The following is a 17,760-nucleotide window of genomic DNA, read 5'->3' on the forward strand; positions in this document are numbered from 1 at the left end:
AGTAGACTACTCTGCTTTTAGTTTCAATGACTGAAGAACTTTCTTAGGATCCTGGAATTTGGACTGTATTTTCTGGTCATCTTTTACCTTCTGTACTCCTTCTAAAAGGATCTTATCTCCCTCTGCAAGTCCTGAACCTACTACATAAAGATCCGGCAGCTCGTAAGCCACTTTTATATTTCTTGATTTTGCAGTTCCGTTTTTATCAATGATGAAAACATATTTCTGATCCTGAATTTCATAAGTAGCTTTCTGCGGAATGATAAGCGCATTGTGAACCGGCATGGTCATCTGTACTTTTCCGGTTTCGCCGTTTCTTAGCAGTTTATCCGGGTTTGGGAATTTTGCTCTGAAGGCAATATTTCCGGTTTCATTATCAAATTCTCCTTCTATGGTCTGGATCTCCCCTTTCTGAGGGAGCATTTCTCCGTTCGCCATAATCAAAGACACCTGATTGCTTCCTCTGTCGGCCGCATGGGTCTGATAGCTTAGATATTCAGGTTCTGAAACGTTAAAATAACTGTAGACATTGGTATTGTCTGATAAAGAGGTCAGCAGATCTCCTTCATCCACCAGGCTTCCCAGTTTTAAAGGAATTCTGTTGATTACCCCTGAAAACGGTGCTTTAATGTCAGTAAAAGATAAATGGATCTGAGCCAGTTTCATTTCAGCATTGGCTGCATCGAGCTTCGCTTTAGCCATCGCTCTTTCGTTTTTAGAAACAATGTTGTTGCTGGCAAGGGTGCTGGCATTTTTAAGCTCTATGGTAGCCTGTTCTACTTCTGCTTTGGCTTTCAATAATTCTGCCTGATACAGCTGAGGCATAATTCTGAACAGGGTTTGTCCTGCCTGTACATACTGTCCTTCATCAACATAAATTTTTTCAAGAAATCCTTTTTCCTGTGCACGAACTTCGATGTTTTTCACCGACTGGATCTGGGCTACATATTCTTTGTTGATCACCGTATCCATTTTTACAGGGCTGGTGACGGGATATACTACGGCTTCTTCTTTTTCTTCTTTCTTCTGACTGCAGCCAACAGTCAATAAAAGTGTGCTTATCGCAATGCCTGAGGCAACTCTTTTGATCATAATTCTAGAGTTTAATATAAATCGTTAATGTTTTGAATGAAAAATAAAACGGTAATAAGAAATCCTGCGTCATGGTGATTACCGGCATAAACAACGCAGTATATCTCCCATCCGGACTGTGGACAGAAAATAGATCAGGAAAAATGAATTTTTAAATTCTGATAGAACGAATCAGAATGAATGTTTTAACATGGGAATACAGCGAAAGAAAACCATTGAAACCTGGTTTTCTGCTTTTAAAAGAAGGTAAGCCAAAAATATAGACAAGACTGAAAACACTGGCAAACACAGCAATAATCTGGATAGTATCAGACAGCTGAAAGTCGTCTTCAGTAAGTTCTAAAGTAGAATTATCAATATGATCTGCCATTTGCTGAACCGAAAGTTTCTCGAAAGTCTGGTTCAGGCGGTTGGCCTTTTTGGGCAAATGATGAGAAACATGACCGGAATAGTCATTGCGTAATGTTTTGACATCAAGTTTGCTTTCTACTACAAAGAGCAGAAAAAGACCGGTCAAAAAATATACTATTAGGTTTCTCATTTTGAAGTGGCAAATGTACACCTAGAAAGGTATACGCTCATAATAGATTAACAAAATTTAACTCTCCTTTAAATAAGCTGAATAAGAAAACATTCATTTTTTCTTATAAAATCATTATTAAATAACTACATAATTTTAACATTAACAAACATAAATAACATACAATCTGTTAATATGATAAATTATAAACACTAAACAGAATGCAACGAATAAAGGATATGCTATTTCTATTACAATCCAGATGGCAGGTTTTCTGTACGTTGCTTTATTCCTTTTTTATAAAATGTAATTCATGATGGGTTCTTCAACTTCTGGCAGTGCCGGAAATTCAACCAACTGCCCAGGTGGTAACTGTAACACCACTAAAGCTTTTTTTACGATTGATCAAATCAAAGCGCCTTAAATTCAATTAAAAATATTAATTAAATCCACCTTTAAAGAGAACTGAAAAAGTCAGTTCTCTTTTTTTTGTTAAATCTCAAAAAAATTCGGTCAAGAGCATGATTAAAATCATTTTTAACTGTGTATCAACATCATATAATTTCAATACTTTTGCACCAAATTAAAACAACACATGTAACATGAGAAAAAACTATACTTTTTTATTCTTAAAACCGGCTGTCTAAAGCAGTATTCCAACGGTTCCCAGTTCAGCAAATCTTTATAGAACAGAAAGTTTTTTTATGATTTATACAAAAGCACTGTAAAGGAGCCCCCGGGCTCAATGGATAAAAACATTAGATTAATTTATGTAAATTTAACATATATTTGTTAAAAATATTCGTAAATTTATGTAGTATTAATATCAAAATTCATGACACACTTTCAAATCACTTATCATTATGAAAAATTTATTTACATTGGTTCTTATGGGCCTGGCAGTCCTTTCCTCAACAGCGTGTAAGCATCCGGGCAAAGAAACGGAAGCACTTACTGAGGCTGTATCTGAAAACAAAGATGAGATATCTAAAGATGTTTTCACTGACAGTTATGGGGAAAAAATTGAAGTCACCATCAATCATACAAAAAGCATAGCAACCGTTCATCTTGAAGGCAAAACGTATGATCTTAAGAAAAGCGATGCTCTTCCTGAATATACGGCTAGCAATGAAGAATATCAGTATTCCGATATCAAAGGAAATATCACTTTACTGAAAAAAAATGTAGATATGGTTCTGTTCCATGCTAAGCGTGAAACAAAGGGATCAGGATCTGCAAAGATGGCTTCTTATTAATTTAAAAGTCCAAACATTACGCCAACCTTACAAAATAATAACTATGAAAAACTTGTATTACTATTTATCCGCTCTTTTTTTACTGGTATTTCTTACCGCATGTAAAACTCCTCCAACACAAAAGACCACTGATATTATGGGGAAAACATGGAAACTTACGGAACTGAACGGACAACCTATCAAGCTTAAAAACGTTAAAAACAACCCTTATTTCAAGCTTAATACAGAAGGGATGAGATATGAAGGTCATGCAGGATGCAACGGAGTTGGAGGTACTTTCGAAATCAAGCCTGATATCATGAGAATCAAGTTCAATCAAGGAATGTCTACGATGATGGCCTGTGAAGATCTTGAAACCGAACAGTTATTTACAAAAGCTTTGCTTGCCGCAGATAATTATTCTGTAAACGGCAATACACTGACCTTAAACAAAGCTAGAATGGCACCTTTGGCTAAATTTGTTCTTCAGCCTTAATAATCAATATTGAATTTAAAATTTCACGATACAAAAAGACGCTTTACGATTGGTAAAGCGTCTTTTTTATTCATGTCATTTCTTCCTACTTCTTATAGATCATATAACAGATCAGAAGGCTTATATTGACCAGAACGGCAAATGCATTTGACACAATAATAGGCAGTTCGTTTTTCATAAATCCATACCATGCCCACAGTGAAAGTCCAGATATAAGGACCACTAGCATGACCAGAGAAATATCGTCTACATTCTTCTCTTTGATGACCTTGATCAGTTGGGGAATCATGGAAATGGAGGTGAGGACTCCGGCTATTATACCCAAAACATTTTCATTCATAGTTTAAATTCTCTTCTGAAGATATGAATTTCTACGCTATATTTTGATCAACCGGAAATTATTTAAATCTGTCGCTGGAAACTTCTTCATGCAATGGAATATTTTCTTCAATCAATTGGTACAAGCTCTTGGAGAAGTAGCAACCGTTTAAAATTCCTCTTGCTCCAAGGCCATTGAAAACATACAGGTTTTTAAATGATTCATGCCTTCCGATAATCGGTCTTCTGTCTTTTACCGTTGGCCTGAAACCAAAGTTCACTTCTTCCACTTCAAAATCATATGGATAAATTTCAGACAAGCCATTGACGAGCTGAGTAACAGCAGATTCGTCTACGTGATGATGAAGTTGTTCCCGATCATAGGTTCCACCATAGAAATGAAGTCCGTTATCTGTAGGGAATAAGAAATGTTTCTTTTTAATGGTAATATCTTTTGGAATGGGTTCGGAAAGTTTCACTTTAATATGATGCCCTTTATTTGGGGTAACGGCAATATCTGAAAAGAAAGGATTTTCTTTCACTCCCATTCCTTCACAGAATATAATATTTTGAGATTGGAAATCTTTATAGGAACCTGTAGAAGCGTCTAATTTGTCATAATCAAATTTTTCTTTGATTAGAAATTCCTTTTTTGCCAAAAAATCAAATAGATCCATGAAAAATCCGCTTACTTTCAGTCTGGCAGACTGATTGACCTTTCCGGTATTAAAGTCATTTTTTACGACCTCTAAATGATCGAAATTTTCATCAAGGAAGCTGGAAAGTTCTTCATTTTTCGATTTCTTTACCCAAAGATTCTGTTCATTTTTGTCATGAAAAATTCTGTGTATCGGTGAATCGATCAGATAATTTTTTCCGGTGTAGGATTCTATTTCGATCAAAGTGTCTTTAAGAAAGTCGATTTGTTCCTGTGCTTTCCAGAATGTAGTGAATTTCTTAAGGACCACAGGATTGATAATTCCAGCAGAAACCTGTGAAGCGCTTTTCCTGCATTCAGAAAACAATACAAAAGATTTGTTATTCTTAATTAACTGATGAGCGAAAAACAACCCCGCATACCCGTCTCCAACGATGATATAGTCTATATGTTTCATAATAAAAAAAACCTGAGTAAAAGTACTCAGGTTTTGTATAAATATCAAGTGAAATCTTAGTAATTCCACATATCATTTTCCATATTAAGGATCTGATTTTTGATTCTTTCGCTTTCAGCTAGCTGATCGTCAGCATCTTTAGGGATATAGTCCTTGATTGTACCGTCACCTAAACCGCCAGATGATTTATAAATGATTGAAGAGAATCTTCTCGCATTGATGATATCATCGAAAGACAGGTCCGCAGAAGAGTTCTTTCTGTTGTAAATAAAATTATTTGCCAACACATCTCTTGCATTCGGATAGTAGATCCAGAATAGGTCGATAAGCTCGTCATTACTTGCAATTGGCTTACCATCTGGTCCAATAACTCCCTGTACAGCTGGATCTGGACCCATTGCTGCAATACCAAGAGGTCTGTATTTCATCTGTCCGTCTCTCTTATCGATAAACCACATACCCATGATCTTAAGAACTTTTACTTTTTCAGTAGTTGTCTTGAAAACGTCGGTATATTCTTTTTTCTCCTGCTCTGTTAATTGTCTTCCAGAGTTAAGGATATCAATAGCAGCATCATTGATAATTACTTTTTCCAATCTCTTTTGGATCCCTTCCGGTGAAAGTTTCACCGTAAAGTTTTCATCATCGTAAACCTGCTCGATCTTTCCGCTTAAAGCAGCATCCAATAATAACTGATATAGCGATCTTGTAGGTGTAGAAAGAAGTCCATCCGGATTGTCATAGTAGAAAGGCTGGTTGATCTTATCATTCATATCAATGATCTCCCATACAAACATACTCTTAAGGATATCTTTATCTTCTACAAAACCATATTCAAGAGGTTTTACTGTTTTATCAATAATAGTATCACCAACTTTTTGTTTGTTTTCCTCTCTCATCTGTCTGAACTCTTCCGGAGAAGCTGCGTTCAGAATAGTTTGGGATAAAGCGAATCCCGAAACTAATACTAAAAGGGTGCTAATATATTTTTTCATAATAAATTACAATTTTAGTCCTATGGAATATTAATGATTATAGGAGTAATGTTTTTAATTACCTGACCGTCTAGTCCCTGAGCAGTAACTTTAATATCGAAGATAGAAACTACGTCTCCAGATCTAAGATTTTTCACTAATCCAGCGGCATCATTCAATGAATTTCCGTGAATTAATAGTGCTGCTCTTCCAGGAACTCTTACCATAAATTGCGTTACAGTAAATGAAACTGGGAAGTCGAAATCAGGAATCGCTGCCTGTACCGTTTGATTCTGGATAGATGTTGGAGGCATCGCTACAATACTTTGTCCTCTGATCTGTCCTTGTGGTGGTGGTACATTCTTAATTCTATATTCAAATACCTGTGATACAGATTTTCCGTAAGGATCTATTCCTGATAATGTCAGTTTAACTGTATTACCTGAAGAAGGTTTCACACTCCATTTTCCTGGACCTGTATTTCTTACCGATGCTCCCGGAGCAGATAATGAAAGTTTAGAATTGTCGGCACCTAAGATAGATCCTGAAACAGGGTTCTCAAGTCCTCTATACATTACATTCATTTTATCAGCAGAAAGCAATAATCCTTTTTCAAGTTTTACTTCTCTTGGTCCTGCAATTACATTATATGTATGCGTCCATGGGAAACTTTGAGGTTTTCCTGAAGCATCCGTTAGAGTAATTGTTCCTCCAAGTTTGTGTTCTCCGATACCAGAACCTGAAATAGAGGTGATCCCTTTTCCATTTTCTACTCTACCAACACCAGAAATACTAATTTTGTTGCTTGTAGAATAAGTACCTAACATTACTTTTACTTCAGCCTGTTTTCCTGCCTGGATATCTACCGGACCAGAAACGATAGGCTCGTAACTTGAGAATTTGATATTTGCATCTACTTTCTCCTGAAGTAACAATGCCAATGCATCAGATTGTACGTTTCTAGCATCATTCTGAATGATCTCTAGGTTAGAGATCGCCGCGATTAACGGCTGATGATAGAATTTGTTCTGAAACCAGGTCTTGTCATTCGGAGATTTTCCTTTTGGATATTCAGCGATCAAAGATTTATTAGCTCTGTCTACTAAATCTTTTAACTGTGCATTGCTTCCAAAAGTTGCATTGATATAATTTCTTACGTCGTCAATTTTAGCTTTTAAATCTAAAGCTCCTTTTGAAGGGGTATTTTCTTCTCCTTCCTTGAAAAAATATTCTGTAGTTGCTTCATTATTATTAAGCGCTGCGAAATTTTCGCTTACATCAATTTCTTTTCCGGTTTTAAGGTCTTTATCATGAAAATCCGATGTCTTTTTTAAAGCATCTTTGATACTTTGCGCAGAAGCTACTAAAACATCAATTTTACCTTTTAAAACTTTATACTGTCCCCAAGGCTGTGCGTAGGTATCTGGAACCTGCTGTGCTTTCGCCTCAAGCGTTTTTTCGAAAATCTTTTCGTTTTTATTCTCTGTTAAAGTTCTTGTTTCATTCAATGCTCTCGTAGAGTCGTAGTATGATCTGATGATTTCTGCATCAATATTTAGGGCCATCATAGCGATGAACACCAGATACATTAGGTTGATCATCTTCTGACGAGGTGTCTGTTTTCCTTGTGCCATTCTCTTTTCTTTTAGTTTTTGATTAAGTAGTTAATTTAGAAATGGTTAGGAATTAAGACTTCATAGCAGTAAGCATACCACCATAAACTCTATTTAAGCTGTTAAGATTAGTTGTTAAACCTAGTAACTCTTGATTGAATTTTTCAGACTGCTCTGCAGACTTCTGCATATCTGCTACGTATTTATTAGCAAATTCAGACTGTCTTTTACCGCTTTCAAGCTGCATTGTATATAAAGCATTCATACTTTCCATATGCTGAGCAGCTTTGTTAAGCTGATCATTATATTTATGTGTAGAAGCAGATACGTCTACAGTTTGGTTGATCTGATCAACAGAGTTAGAGAATTTATCGATACCTGTTCTTAGTCTGTCAAATAATTGAACATCCAGCTTTGCATCCTGAAGCATTTTGTCTAATTTATTTGAAAGAGAATTTTCTAATTCTGCAAACTGCTGTGCATTGTTTTTAGATGATACATTAGAATGTAAAGGGTTTGGGTGTGCATGCTTATCTAATAATTCAGGATAAACATTCTCCCATGCATAAGATTCTTCTGATTTTGGAGGGTCAAATGCGAAAATAATAAAGATAATAGCCTCCGTAATAAGTCCCACTGTAAGAGCGATATTACCATTAATTGGTCCCAAGGTAATGTGAGTAATTTTAAGCCAAGCTCCAAGAATTACAATTGCAGCACCGAATGAATAAAAGAAATTCATCCAAGCATCTTTAGTCTTAAACATATTAAGTTAGTTTTTTTAATGTTAAATAAAATTGTTATTGAAAATAATTGTCTGGTTAATTATCTGTTAACTCTTCTTGGTTTAACAGCTGCTTCAGGAATATCCTGTACAGTTCTGAATCCGATATAGCTTCTTGCGGAATCTTTTCTTTCCCAATCTCTAGCACCTGTCATCAGGGCATATCCTATATCTTTCCAAGAACCACCTCTTACAGATCTCTTTGTATCCTTTTTATCTTTAGTAGAAGGATTTAAAGTAGATGAGAATCCATAAGAAGAGTTGTTATACGCAGATTCTGTCCATTCAGAAACGTTTCCAGCCATATCAAATAACCCAAATCCATTTTTCTTAAATTTCTTTACTGGAGCTGTATATGTATAAGTACCTTTTTTCTCGTCTTCCATGTAATTACCTCTCTTTGGTTTGAAGTTAGCTAAGTAGCAACCTCTGTCATCCATTAAATATGGACCACCCCAAGGATAAGTAGCATTTTGCATTCCGCCTCTTGCAGCATATTCCCATTCGATTTCTGTAGGAAGACGGAACAGCATTGGTCTTTGTTTTTTTCTTTTTAAGCTTTCGTTGTAGTCTGTTTTCAGTTTAGATCTGAAGTTACAGTAAGCTCTTGCCTGATCCCAGGTTACCCCTACTACAGGATAATCTTTGTAGGCTTTGTGCCAGAAATATTGTTCGAACAACGGTTCGTTATAGGTAAAGTGGAAATCATTTATCCAAACCGTTGTATCAGGATAGATCGCAATGCTTGAACTCTTAAGGTAGTTAGCCCCTCTTTCGTTGTCAGCAAGTGCTGCATCCATATCTCCCCACTGATAGTTGTATTTTAGTTTACTAACGTCTAAAATTCTTTCGTTTCCGATTCTAGAAGAAGCAGGCAGATACATAGATTCAAGAACTTCCGCGTATTCTACATCAGGATACTTTCCAGTGCTCCAATGTAAAGGGATTTTCCAGTCTAGTTTTTTACTTGCATCATAACCTCCGTCTTCTCTTCCTCCCTGGCCTTCTAAATACTCCTGATAAGGTGTTAAGTTTTCTTCTTTTTTAGCAAGGTATGCATAATCACCTATGCTTGCTCCTTTACGTCCACCTTCTTCACCGCCTTCCCCAGCGGCTTCAGCTAATAGAGTTCTCGCAATGGAATCTCTCACATAATTGATAAATACCCTGTATTCGGCATTGGTAGTTTCTGCTTCATCCATGAAGAAAGAAGAGACTGTAACAGTTTTCAGTGATGCTTTTTCAGGAGTATTTGTTGGATCCTGATCGGCCAGACCAGCAACAAATGAACCTGCAGGAATAGCCACCATTCCATATGGTCTTTCCGCAACAAATGATTTCGTTTTTTCTCTTGGTATCAATTCTCCTTTTGTTCCAGGCTTCCCTACAGAAGAACTGCCACCACCTGAACAAGATACTGATGCTACCGACGCAGACAATAATAAAAGAAATATCCTTTTCATGTTAATTTTTATAATTAAGCCGTAAATATATAATTTTTTTAAGAAACTTTTAAGATTTTTTTTGAAATAACGGAAGAAATCTAAATTTATTTTATTTACAACTACTTTTTACTCTACAGTTACAGATTTTGCCAGGTTTCTTGGCTGATCTACATTTGCTCCTCGGTATACTGCAATGTAGTAAGCTAATAGCTGTAAAGGCACTGACGCAACAATTGGTGAGAAACATTCTGAAGTCTCAGGAATTTCAATCACATAATCTGCCATTGCACTTACCTGTTTATCTCCTTTGTTAACCACAGCAATAACTTTCCCTTTTCTTGCCTTAATTTCCTGAACATTACTCACAATCTTATCATAATGTCCTTTTTTAGGAGCAATGATAACGATTGGCATATTCTCATCAATAAGGGCAATAGGTCCGTGTTTCATTTCTGCTGCCGGATATCCTTCTGCGTGAATATAAGAGATCTCTTTCAGTTTTAGCGCACCTTCTAATGCCGCAGGATAATTGTACCCTCTTCCCAAATAAAGGAAATTGGTTGTGTTTATAAAGTCTTTGGCAATATTTTGAGTTAGCTCATGAGTCGTACTTAAAACTTCTTCTATCTTTTTAGGAAGAGCATCCAATTCAGAAATTAAGCTCATGAATTCAGCGTTTCCTAAATTACCGTTATGTTTTCCTAATTTAAATGCAATTAGAGTAAGAATGGTAAGCTGTGCCGTAAAAGCTTTTGTAGAAGCTACTCCGATCTCAGGACCAGCATGTGTATATGAACCGGCATCTGTAATTCTTGCGATGGAAGAATCCACTACATTACATATACCATATATAAATGCTCCTCTTTCTTTTGCTAATTTCAAGGCAGCCATAGTATCAGCTGTTTCTCCGGATTGGGAAATAGCAATAACAACGTCTTTATCAGTAATAATCGGATTTCTGTATCTGAATTCTGATGCATATTCTACCTCTACAGGAATTCTTGCATATTCTTCGATAAGGTATTCGCCGATAAGACCTGCATGCCATGAAGTACCACATGCAATGATGATAATTCTGTTGGCATTCTTGAATCTTTCTAAATGATCCCAGATCCCAGCCATTTTTATAATTCCTTCATCTACAAGAAGTCTTCCTCTCATTGTGTCATGGATAGACTTAGGCTGTTCAAAGATCTCTTTAAGCATAAAATGCTCGTATCCTCCTTTTTCAATCTGCTCTAAGCTTAATTTAAGCTCCTGAATCTCTGGTTCAATCTTAGAATTATCATTAATTGTTCTGATGTCTACACCATTCTCTAATGAAATAGTAGCCATGTGTCCTTCTTCAAGATAGATCGCCTCTTTTGTAAATTCTACGAAAGGAGATGCATCAGAAGCAATAAAGTACTCTTTCTCACCGATTCCTATGGCTAGCGGAGAACCTAATCTCGCTACAACCAATACTCCTGGATAATCTTCATGAAGTACCGTGATAGCATATGCTCCGTATACTTCATTCAAAGCATATCTTACAGCAGTAGGAAAATCTGTTTCTGATTTTAAATCCATAAAATACTGGATAAGATTTACCAGTACTTCTGTATCGGTTTCAGATTTAAAAGTAAATCCTTTTTCCGTAAGCATTGTTTTAATAGTGTCATAGTTTTCTATAATACCATTATGTACAACTGCTATTTTTCCGTTATTTGATAAATGTGGATGTGAATTTCTGTCGCTTGGAACTCCATGTGTAGCCCATCTGGTATGTCCCATTCCTATTTTGGCTGTTCCTTTCAGCTGTTCTGAAATACTCACCAAATCATCTACCTTCCCTTTTGTTTTTTCTACTTCAAATTTTTTATTTGAGCCTTCCAAAACAATTCCTGCACTGTCATACCCTCTATATTCTAATCTTCTAAGACCGTTGATGACAATATCATACGCATCCTGAAATCCTGTATATCCTACAATTCCGCACATATCTTTTCTAGTGTTTTTTTATTTTTTTGTCCCGTAAGTAATTTTTAACTGAATTCTGTTGGCATTCGTTTTATCTGTTCCAACAAAAACGCCTCTTTCCGTTGCAAATGCTCTGGTTGTAAATTTATAACCAGCAGCTGCCCCCGTCGTAGTTGGAACAAATTCGCCCATATTGACAAGCAAAATACTGTTTTCTTTTTCTTCTCCTTCTTTAGCTTCTACGATGTCTTTCACCGTTTTTGTAACAATAAAATCATAATATGATGGATTCTTATCCAAGTCATATGATCTCATCAGCCCAAAGCCTGCTGTAACATCTGCAGTAAAGGATTTAAGTTCAAGCGCTCCGGTTGTTTTGTTAGTTGTATAGGGAAGCAAAGTAAAATTATTTGCTTTCCTCTTATAATTATTACTCCATGTTGCAGCATCTGTAAAGATTCTGATACTAGCACTCATGATAGCTGCCTTATTATCTTTATATAATGTTTTAAGCTTGGTAATCGTTTCGTCAGGAATTTTCACACGTACAGAAGGTCCTCCCATTCCCTGTAAATAAAGTTTGTCATCCCCGTCAGTCGTGTTGATAGACTGCCTGGCCGTTGCCCATGCAGAGTTTGTTCTGTCATATTCATACTGTCCTATACGTGCATTACCGATACCTCCGGTAAGAAGTAATTTGAAAGTAGACTGTGGTCTTGTGATCGTACCGTTATCGTTTTTCTCATTGGTATAATACATAATTACTTCCATACTTTCCGTAGGAAGCTGCAAAAGATATCCGTCTGTATCAGTCACAGACAGTTTTATCCCTTTGAAGTATCTTGTAAAGTTAGCCGCGTCCATTAGTTCTGGCTTTCCATTTTTATCAAGAATTTTTGTTTGGAAAAAATCTTTATTCAAGCGAATTCTAAGCCCCGCATCTGAGGTAAACAGAGCCGAATTATCTGACTTTTTGGTAATTGTTTTAGAAGTTACATTCCCATCAAATACAGCAGATCCCAATGATTCTCCGGTATTCACAACCACGTTGGAATACTTAAAAGCATCCGTATTACTATCTAAGAATGTCGTGATTTCATCTACATTAATATGCATTAAAGTATGTGAGCCTCCCGGACCTAGTTTTGTTTTACCGTATTTATTAATAAAATTAGTAGGGTACGATTTTATTTCTGTGGAAACAGGTACCATTTCAGTTCCTACCAATAAGCTTTCGTCTTTAAGAGGACGTGTAACTACTGAATCAGCAACAGAATTAGGTCTCAATACTAAAACTACAGAATCCACTTTTGGAGTAGTTCCAAAACTAAAATTATCAGTGCTCATTCTTAGCTGGGTAAGAAAGGATGCTTTCTGCATACCGAACTGTCCCTCAGAAAAAGCTCCAAGTACAGCATAGGATGGAGATATCCCTGATGTATTAATCAAATTAACAAGTCTCCCAGCATCACTTCTGATAGAATCATTATTATTAACATTGTAGGCAATAAGGTCGTAAGAAGTTACATTACCTTCGGCAGCACCATCTATAAAAAGCTGTTCACCCAGCGAATCCGCTTCCGGTTCGCAATTATAAAGAAGGGCACTCCCAAAAACCGCCACAAAAAGCATGGCTAAAGTTCTTTTAACAGTATGAGTCATTAAAAATGTGTTTAATAAATTTGGTTTATAGAATCTACATCAACGTATTCTGATTTTGGAGTAGTTGTTTCATTGAAACCTTTGTCCAGGTCTTCATCAAGAAACTCATCTCCTTTTACTACCATGTCAACGTAATTCATACTTTCAATAACAAAATTTTTGATTGTCGGATTATCTAACGCTTTTAATCCGGAAATATTATCGAATGTCAATTTTTCAGCGATGTTTTTATCCAGATCAGCGTCTTTCTCATTGTAAAGGGAAAGAACGATTTTGGCATCTTTGAAGTAAGTGTCAGATTCGTAATATGTTTTAAGGTAAATTGGAACAAAAGAAGACATCCATCCATTCAAGTGGATTACATCCGGAACCCAGTTTAGTTTTTTGATGGTTTCAATTACACCTCTTGCAAAGAAAATAGCTCTTTCGTCGTTATCATCAAAAGGTTTTCCTTCATCATCAACGTAGTATTGCTTTCTTTTGAAGTATTCTTCGTTGTCAATAAAGTAAACCTGAAGTCTTTCCCCCGGAAGAGACGCTACTTTAATGATTAACGGCTGATCCAGGTCATTAATAATAATGTTCATCCCCGAAAGACGGATCACCTCATGAAGTTGGAATTTTCTTTCACTTATTTGTCCAAATCTTGGCATAAAAACTCTTACATCATTGCCTTCATTGTGCATCTTAAGTGCCATTTTGTTTACCACTGCAGCCATATTTGTGTCTTCTTGATATGGATACATCTCTGTAGTAATGTACAGTATTTTTTGATTCGGCATAAATTTCTATCTATATTTTTGTAAAAATGCTTTAATGTGCAAAATTACAAAAAAACATCCAACATTATTTTAATTAACATTATTTTACGATAATTCCCATTTTCAAATTATTAAAAACACATATAATTATGTGATATTTTTAGTATTTTTGAATTAGTATTAAAATAAACTATGGAAGTTATAAAGAACAAGAAAACCCTTCAGGATTTCATTGAAAGACAGAAAGAAATGGGTAAAAAGATAGGCTTCGCTCCTACTATGGGAGCCCTTCATAAGGGACATCTTTCTCTGTATGAAGAAGCCAGAAAAGATAATGATCTGGTTATTTCTTCAATTTTTGTAAATCCCACCCAATTTAACAATCCGGAAGACCTTGAAAAGTACCCAAGAGATATTAACAGAGATATTCTTATTCTGAAAAATTCAGGATTGGTGGATGCGGTTTATATCCCTGAAGTCGCCGATATCTATCCTGAAAAAACAGAAAGCCAGCATTATGATTTTGATGGACTGGAAAATGAAATGGAAGGAAAATCAAGACCGGGGCATTTCGACGGTGTAGGAACTGTGGTAGAAGAGCTTTTCAGACAGATCCAGCCGGACAATGCTTATTTTGGAGAAAAAGATTTTCAACAGCTTGCCATTATCAAAAAAATGGTTGAAAAGAAACATCTTCCTGTAAAAATTACTGGTGTTTCTATTTACAGAGCTGACAACGGTCTGGCATTAAGCTCCAGAAACCAAAGACTTCACGAGGACCGAAGAGAGGCATCAAAAGTTATTTATCATACCTTAAACAAAGTAAACGACTGGTTTAGGATCCTTACGATCCCTGAAATAAACGAAAGAGTGACAGACATTTTTGATCATGAGCAGGGAATGAAATTAGAATATTTCCTGATCGCTGATGAAGAAACCCTGAAAGAAACTGATTTCTTTTACAAGGACAGAAATTACAGAGCATTCATCGTAGTTGTAGTAGATGGGGTAAGGCTTATTGACAATATGCATTTGGATTAAATATTAAACACCTGTTCAACAGAAATTCCCCAATAATCTTATAAAAAATTAAAACTCTGATCAATATTATCAGAGTTTTTTTATTTTTTGAGTGATCATAGTATATAAAAAAAATCAAAGGTCTCTTGAGGAAACCTTTGATACACCAAATCACAAAATATTAATATGAAAAAAATTTACTTTTCAGTAAACTTGTGACCCGGCTGGGATTCGAACCCAGGACCCATACATTAAAAGTGTATTGCTCTACCAGCTGAGCTACCGAGTCGGTCACTTGTTAACGATTTGCATTTATACAATGACTCTCGTTTTAAGAGGTGCAAAGATATGATTTTTTTTTCAATCCCGCAATATATTTTTTTTAAAATTTAAAGTGTTTTTATTTTTAAAAAAATCAAAGGTCTCTTGCGGAGACCTTTGAAACACCAAATCACAAAATATTAATATGAAAAAAATTTACTTTTCAGTAAACTTGTGACCCGGCTGGGATTCGAACCCAGGACCCATACATTAAAAGTGTATTGCTCTACCAGCTGAGCTACCGAGTCGGCCACAATTAAAAATGAAATCAATTCATTAGTAATCATTAAATTTTTCTTTGCAGTGCCTGCGACTGGACTCGAACCAGCACATCCTTAGGAAACCACCCCCTCAAGATGGCGTGTCTACCAATTCCACCACGCAGGCTATAAAATTACAAAAATCTAGTAATCTTTTTCGCTTGTGACCCGGCTGGGATTCGAACCCAGGACCCATACATTAAAAGTGTATTGCTCTACCAGCTGAGCTACCGAGTCGGTCACTTTGTCAACGATTTACATTTGAATAATGTCCCTCGTTTTCAGTGGTGCAAAGATATAAGTTTTTTCTTTATCTCAAAACTTTTTTGCAAATTTGTTTAAAAAAAATTCATGGTTATTTCACTCATCGGATACATGGGATCTGGCAAATCTCACATTTCCAAAATATTAAGCGACAAAATAAATTTCAGGCTAATTGACCTCGATAAAGAGATTTCTAGACGAAATAAATTAACCATTCCTGAGATTTTCGAAAAAAAGGGAGAAATTCACTTTAGAAAGCTTGAAAGAGAGGCATTGGAAGAAATACTTGCTTCGGAAGAAAATACGGTTTTAAGCCTGGGAGGAGGTACTCCGGTTTATTATAACAATATGGAAATTATCAACCACAGTTCTAAAAGTATATTTTTAAAAGCCTCCGTAAACACTTTATACGAAAGGATTTCAAAACAGAAAGAAAAAAGGCCAATCATTGCTACTATTTCTGATGAGAATCTTCCTGAGTTTATTGCCAAGCATTTATTTGAAAGAAATGCATTTTACAGCAAAGCACAATTCAGTGTCAATACGGATGCGAGGGAGCCTGAAGACATTGTCCAGGAAATAATAGAAAAGCTCTATCTCTAGAGCTTTTCCATTTTTAATCTTCGTTTTCGGTAGCGTCTGGTGTTTCTCCAAAGAAATCGTCCCAGTCTGTAAAGTCTGAGGCAATATCGTTTCCTACATATTCATCCATATCTCTTCTGTCTCTTTTAGTAGGTCTGCCTTCTCCTTTAATTCTGTAATAATCCTGTGACATTTTTCGGAGTTTCAACAGTTCATACTGCTCCTTGTCTGTCACATCCTGTATATGAAGGGGAACCAGTTTCGCTCCTAATCTGCTTTTGGGGATCTGAATTACTTTTATTTTATAGTCGATCTGATTTTTCCGAATCTTGATAACATCTCCTTCTTTTACCTCCTTAGATGACTTTACGGCAGACGTTCCCAATGAAACTCTGTTCTTTTTAATTTCCTCTGTTGCAATACTTCTCGTCTTATAAAAACGAATGCACCATAAAAATTTATCTATTCTCATAATTTTTTATACTTTTGCCGTTATATTATTTGTAAAGTAATTAAAGTTTTTTGAAATGAAAAAAATATTTTTATATATCCTTGCGGGATCTTTAGGTTTTTCTGCATGTAAGAAAGATGATGAAGTTGAAACTTATAAAGAACCGGAAGACATTGCCGTTCAAAACAGTTATGACGATCAGGCTATTAAGAAATTTATGAACGACAATTATCTGGATGCTCAGGGAAATATAAAAGCTTTCAGCACCACGGATACCAGTGATGATAACGAAAAAAAATTATCAGACCTTCCGTATGAAACGCTTCCTTCCGGAACCATATACATTATGAGAGCAGGTGCACAGCCAGCTGATACTGATGCTCAGACTATAAAATCTGATGATATTCTTACGCTCATGGTAAGAGCCAATGCTCATTTAGCGGTTAATAGTGACGGAAATGTTGCTTTCGCTTCAACTCTGGCAATTACCAATACAATTAATGGTAACGGACTTCCAATAATTGACCCTATGTTCTACTTTGCTAAAAAGAGTATCCGGGAAGCTGCAACAGCCGGGGTAGCCCAACAAAGAAGTTATTATGAAATTGAAGGTTTCAATGAGGCCCTGCAGAAGTTCAAAGCATTTAACAATCTTCCAAGTGGAGATCCTTACAATCTTCAAGGCGTTATTTTAGTTCCATCAAGAGCTGCTTTCGCAAGAGATCCCCATTTCCCATATAACACCTCTTATTCTCTAAGAAACTATTCTTTTGTATTTAATTTCCAGGTGTACAAAAGAGCAGACAGACCTGAAAATGAGAAATAAATCAAAAACTATATATAAAGAAACCGCCCTCTACTGAAGGCGGTTTTTGTTTTTATTGTTCT

Annotated in this window: 17 protein-coding genes and 4 tRNA genes; 5 read left to right on the top strand and 16 right to left on the bottom strand. The window is 35.9% G+C overall.

The features are described from left to right. Nucleotides 1-6: 6 nt before the first annotated feature. Nucleotides 7-1,092, bottom strand: a complete 1,086-nt coding sequence (locus HHL23_RS17515) for an efflux RND transporter periplasmic adaptor subunit (protein ID WP_185194891.1) — start codon at nt 1,090-1,092, stop codon at nt 7-9. 151 nt (nt 1,093-1,243) lie between these two features. After that, the gene (locus HHL23_RS17520) at nt 1,244-1,633 is read right to left on the bottom strand and encodes a hypothetical protein (RefSeq protein ID WP_169236078.1); all 390 of its coding nucleotides are present in this window, start codon (nt 1,631-1,633) and stop codon (nt 1,244-1,246) included. 842 nt (nt 1,634-2,475) lie between these two features. Here HHL23_RS17520 and HHL23_RS17525 point away from each other — a divergent pair. Together HHL23_RS17525 and HHL23_RS17530 are read left to right on the top strand one after the other, a co-directional pair. Continuing rightward, a complete protein-coding gene (locus tag HHL23_RS17525) occupies nt 2,476-2,868 on the top strand; it encodes a hypothetical protein (protein ID WP_169236079.1) in 393 nt (130 codons plus the stop codon). Nucleotides 2,869-2,911: 43 nt separating this feature from the next. Next, nucleotides 2,912-3,343, top strand: a complete 432-nt coding sequence (locus HHL23_RS17530; protein WP_169236080.1) for an META domain-containing protein — start codon at nt 2,912-2,914, stop codon at nt 3,341-3,343. Nucleotides 3,344-3,428: 85 nt separating this feature from the next. On the opposite strand, the gene HHL23_RS17535 is transcribed toward HHL23_RS17530, so the two are convergent. The 9 genes from HHL23_RS17535 to HHL23_RS17575 form a co-directional block, all read right to left on the bottom strand. Continuing rightward, nucleotides 3,429-3,683, bottom strand: a complete 255-nt coding sequence (locus HHL23_RS17535; RefSeq protein WP_169236081.1) for a SemiSWEET transporter — start codon at nt 3,681-3,683, stop codon at nt 3,429-3,431. Nucleotides 3,684-3,741: 58 nt separating this feature from the next. After that, complete coding sequence (locus HHL23_RS17540) at nt 3,742-4,776, bottom strand: NAD(P)/FAD-dependent oxidoreductase (RefSeq protein WP_169236082.1); 1,035 nt, start codon at nt 4,774-4,776, stop codon at nt 3,742-3,744. A 56-nt stretch (nt 4,777-4,832) separates the two neighbouring features. After that, the gene (gene porN / locus HHL23_RS17545; RefSeq protein WP_169236083.1) at nt 4,833-5,771 is read right to left on the bottom strand and encodes a type IX secretion system ring subunit PorN/GldN; all 939 of its coding nucleotides are present in this window, start codon (nt 5,769-5,771) and stop codon (nt 4,833-4,835) included. A gap of 20 nt (nt 5,772-5,791) precedes the next feature. Further along, the gene (gene porM / locus HHL23_RS17550; RefSeq protein WP_169236084.1) at nt 5,792-7,384 is read right to left on the bottom strand and encodes a type IX secretion system motor protein PorM/GldM; all 1,593 of its coding nucleotides are present in this window, start codon (nt 7,382-7,384) and stop codon (nt 5,792-5,794) included. Between the two features lie 52 nt (nt 7,385-7,436). Next, a complete protein-coding gene (porL, locus tag HHL23_RS17555; RefSeq protein ID WP_169236085.1) occupies nt 7,437-8,129 on the bottom strand; it encodes a type IX secretion system motor protein PorL/GldL in 693 nt (230 codons plus the stop codon). Nucleotides 8,130-8,188: 59 nt separating this feature from the next. Continuing rightward, entirely contained in the window at nt 8,189-9,610 is a 1,422-nt protein-coding gene (porK, locus tag HHL23_RS17560) for a T9SS ring complex lipoprotein PorK/GldK (RefSeq protein WP_169236086.1), read from the bottom strand. A gap of 108 nt (nt 9,611-9,718) precedes the next feature. Continuing rightward, a complete protein-coding gene (gene glmS / locus HHL23_RS17565) occupies nt 9,719-11,572 on the bottom strand; it encodes a glutamine--fructose-6-phosphate transaminase (isomerizing) (protein WP_169236087.1) in 1,854 nt (617 codons plus the stop codon). Between the two features lie 18 nt (nt 11,573-11,590). Further along, nucleotides 11,591-13,213, bottom strand: coding sequence for a DUF4270 family protein (locus HHL23_RS17570; protein ID WP_169236088.1), 1,623 nt, complete (start codon nt 13,211-13,213; stop codon nt 11,591-11,593). Nucleotides 13,214-13,224: 11 nt separating this feature from the next. Continuing rightward, nucleotides 13,225-13,995, bottom strand: coding sequence for a glycogen/starch synthase (locus HHL23_RS17575; protein ID WP_169236089.1), 771 nt, complete (start codon nt 13,993-13,995; stop codon nt 13,225-13,227). Between the two features lie 171 nt (nt 13,996-14,166). Between HHL23_RS17575 and panC the strand changes: the two genes are divergently transcribed. Next, on the top strand, nt 14,167-15,015 hold the full coding sequence (panC, locus tag HHL23_RS17580) for a pantoate--beta-alanine ligase (RefSeq protein ID WP_169236090.1): 849 nt from the start codon (nt 14,167-14,169) through the stop codon (nt 15,013-15,015). 195 nt (nt 15,016-15,210) lie between these two features. Here panC and HHL23_RS17585 read toward each other — a convergent pair. The 4 genes from HHL23_RS17585 to HHL23_RS17600 form a co-directional block, all read right to left on the bottom strand. Further along, nucleotides 15,211-15,283, bottom strand: a tRNA-Lys gene (locus tag HHL23_RS17585). 207 nt (nt 15,284-15,490) lie between these two features. After that, nucleotides 15,491-15,563, bottom strand: a tRNA-Lys gene (locus HHL23_RS17590). A gap of 56 nt (nt 15,564-15,619) precedes the next feature. After that, nucleotides 15,620-15,702 (bottom strand) — tRNA-Leu (locus tag HHL23_RS17595). A 37-nt stretch (nt 15,703-15,739) separates the two neighbouring features. Beyond that, nucleotides 15,740-15,812: transfer RNA gene (locus HHL23_RS17600), tRNA-Lys, on the bottom strand. 114 nt (nt 15,813-15,926) lie between these two features. Between HHL23_RS17600 and HHL23_RS17605 the strand changes: the two genes are divergently transcribed. Further along, the gene (locus HHL23_RS17605) at nt 15,927-16,442 is read left to right on the top strand and encodes a shikimate kinase (protein ID WP_169236091.1); all 516 of its coding nucleotides are present in this window, start codon (nt 15,927-15,929) and stop codon (nt 16,440-16,442) included. Between the two features lie 13 nt (nt 16,443-16,455). Here the strand turns inward: HHL23_RS17605 and HHL23_RS17610 are convergent, their stop codons facing one another. Continuing rightward, complete coding sequence (locus HHL23_RS17610; protein WP_169236092.1) at nt 16,456-16,893, bottom strand: RNA-binding S4 domain-containing protein; 438 nt, start codon at nt 16,891-16,893, stop codon at nt 16,456-16,458. Between the two features lie 55 nt (nt 16,894-16,948). Here HHL23_RS17610 and HHL23_RS17615 point away from each other — a divergent pair, with 55 nt between their 5' ends. Next, nucleotides 16,949-17,698 (top strand): hypothetical protein, encoded by a 750-nt coding sequence (locus HHL23_RS17615; protein WP_169236093.1) that lies wholly within the window; start codon nt 16,949-16,951, stop codon nt 17,696-17,698. The last annotated feature ends 62 nt before the right edge of the window (nt 17,699-17,760 follow it).

The organism is Chryseobacterium antibioticum, from assembly GCF_012927325.1.
Lineage (GTDB): Bacteria > Bacteroidota > Bacteroidia > Flavobacteriales > Weeksellaceae > Chryseobacterium > Chryseobacterium antibioticum.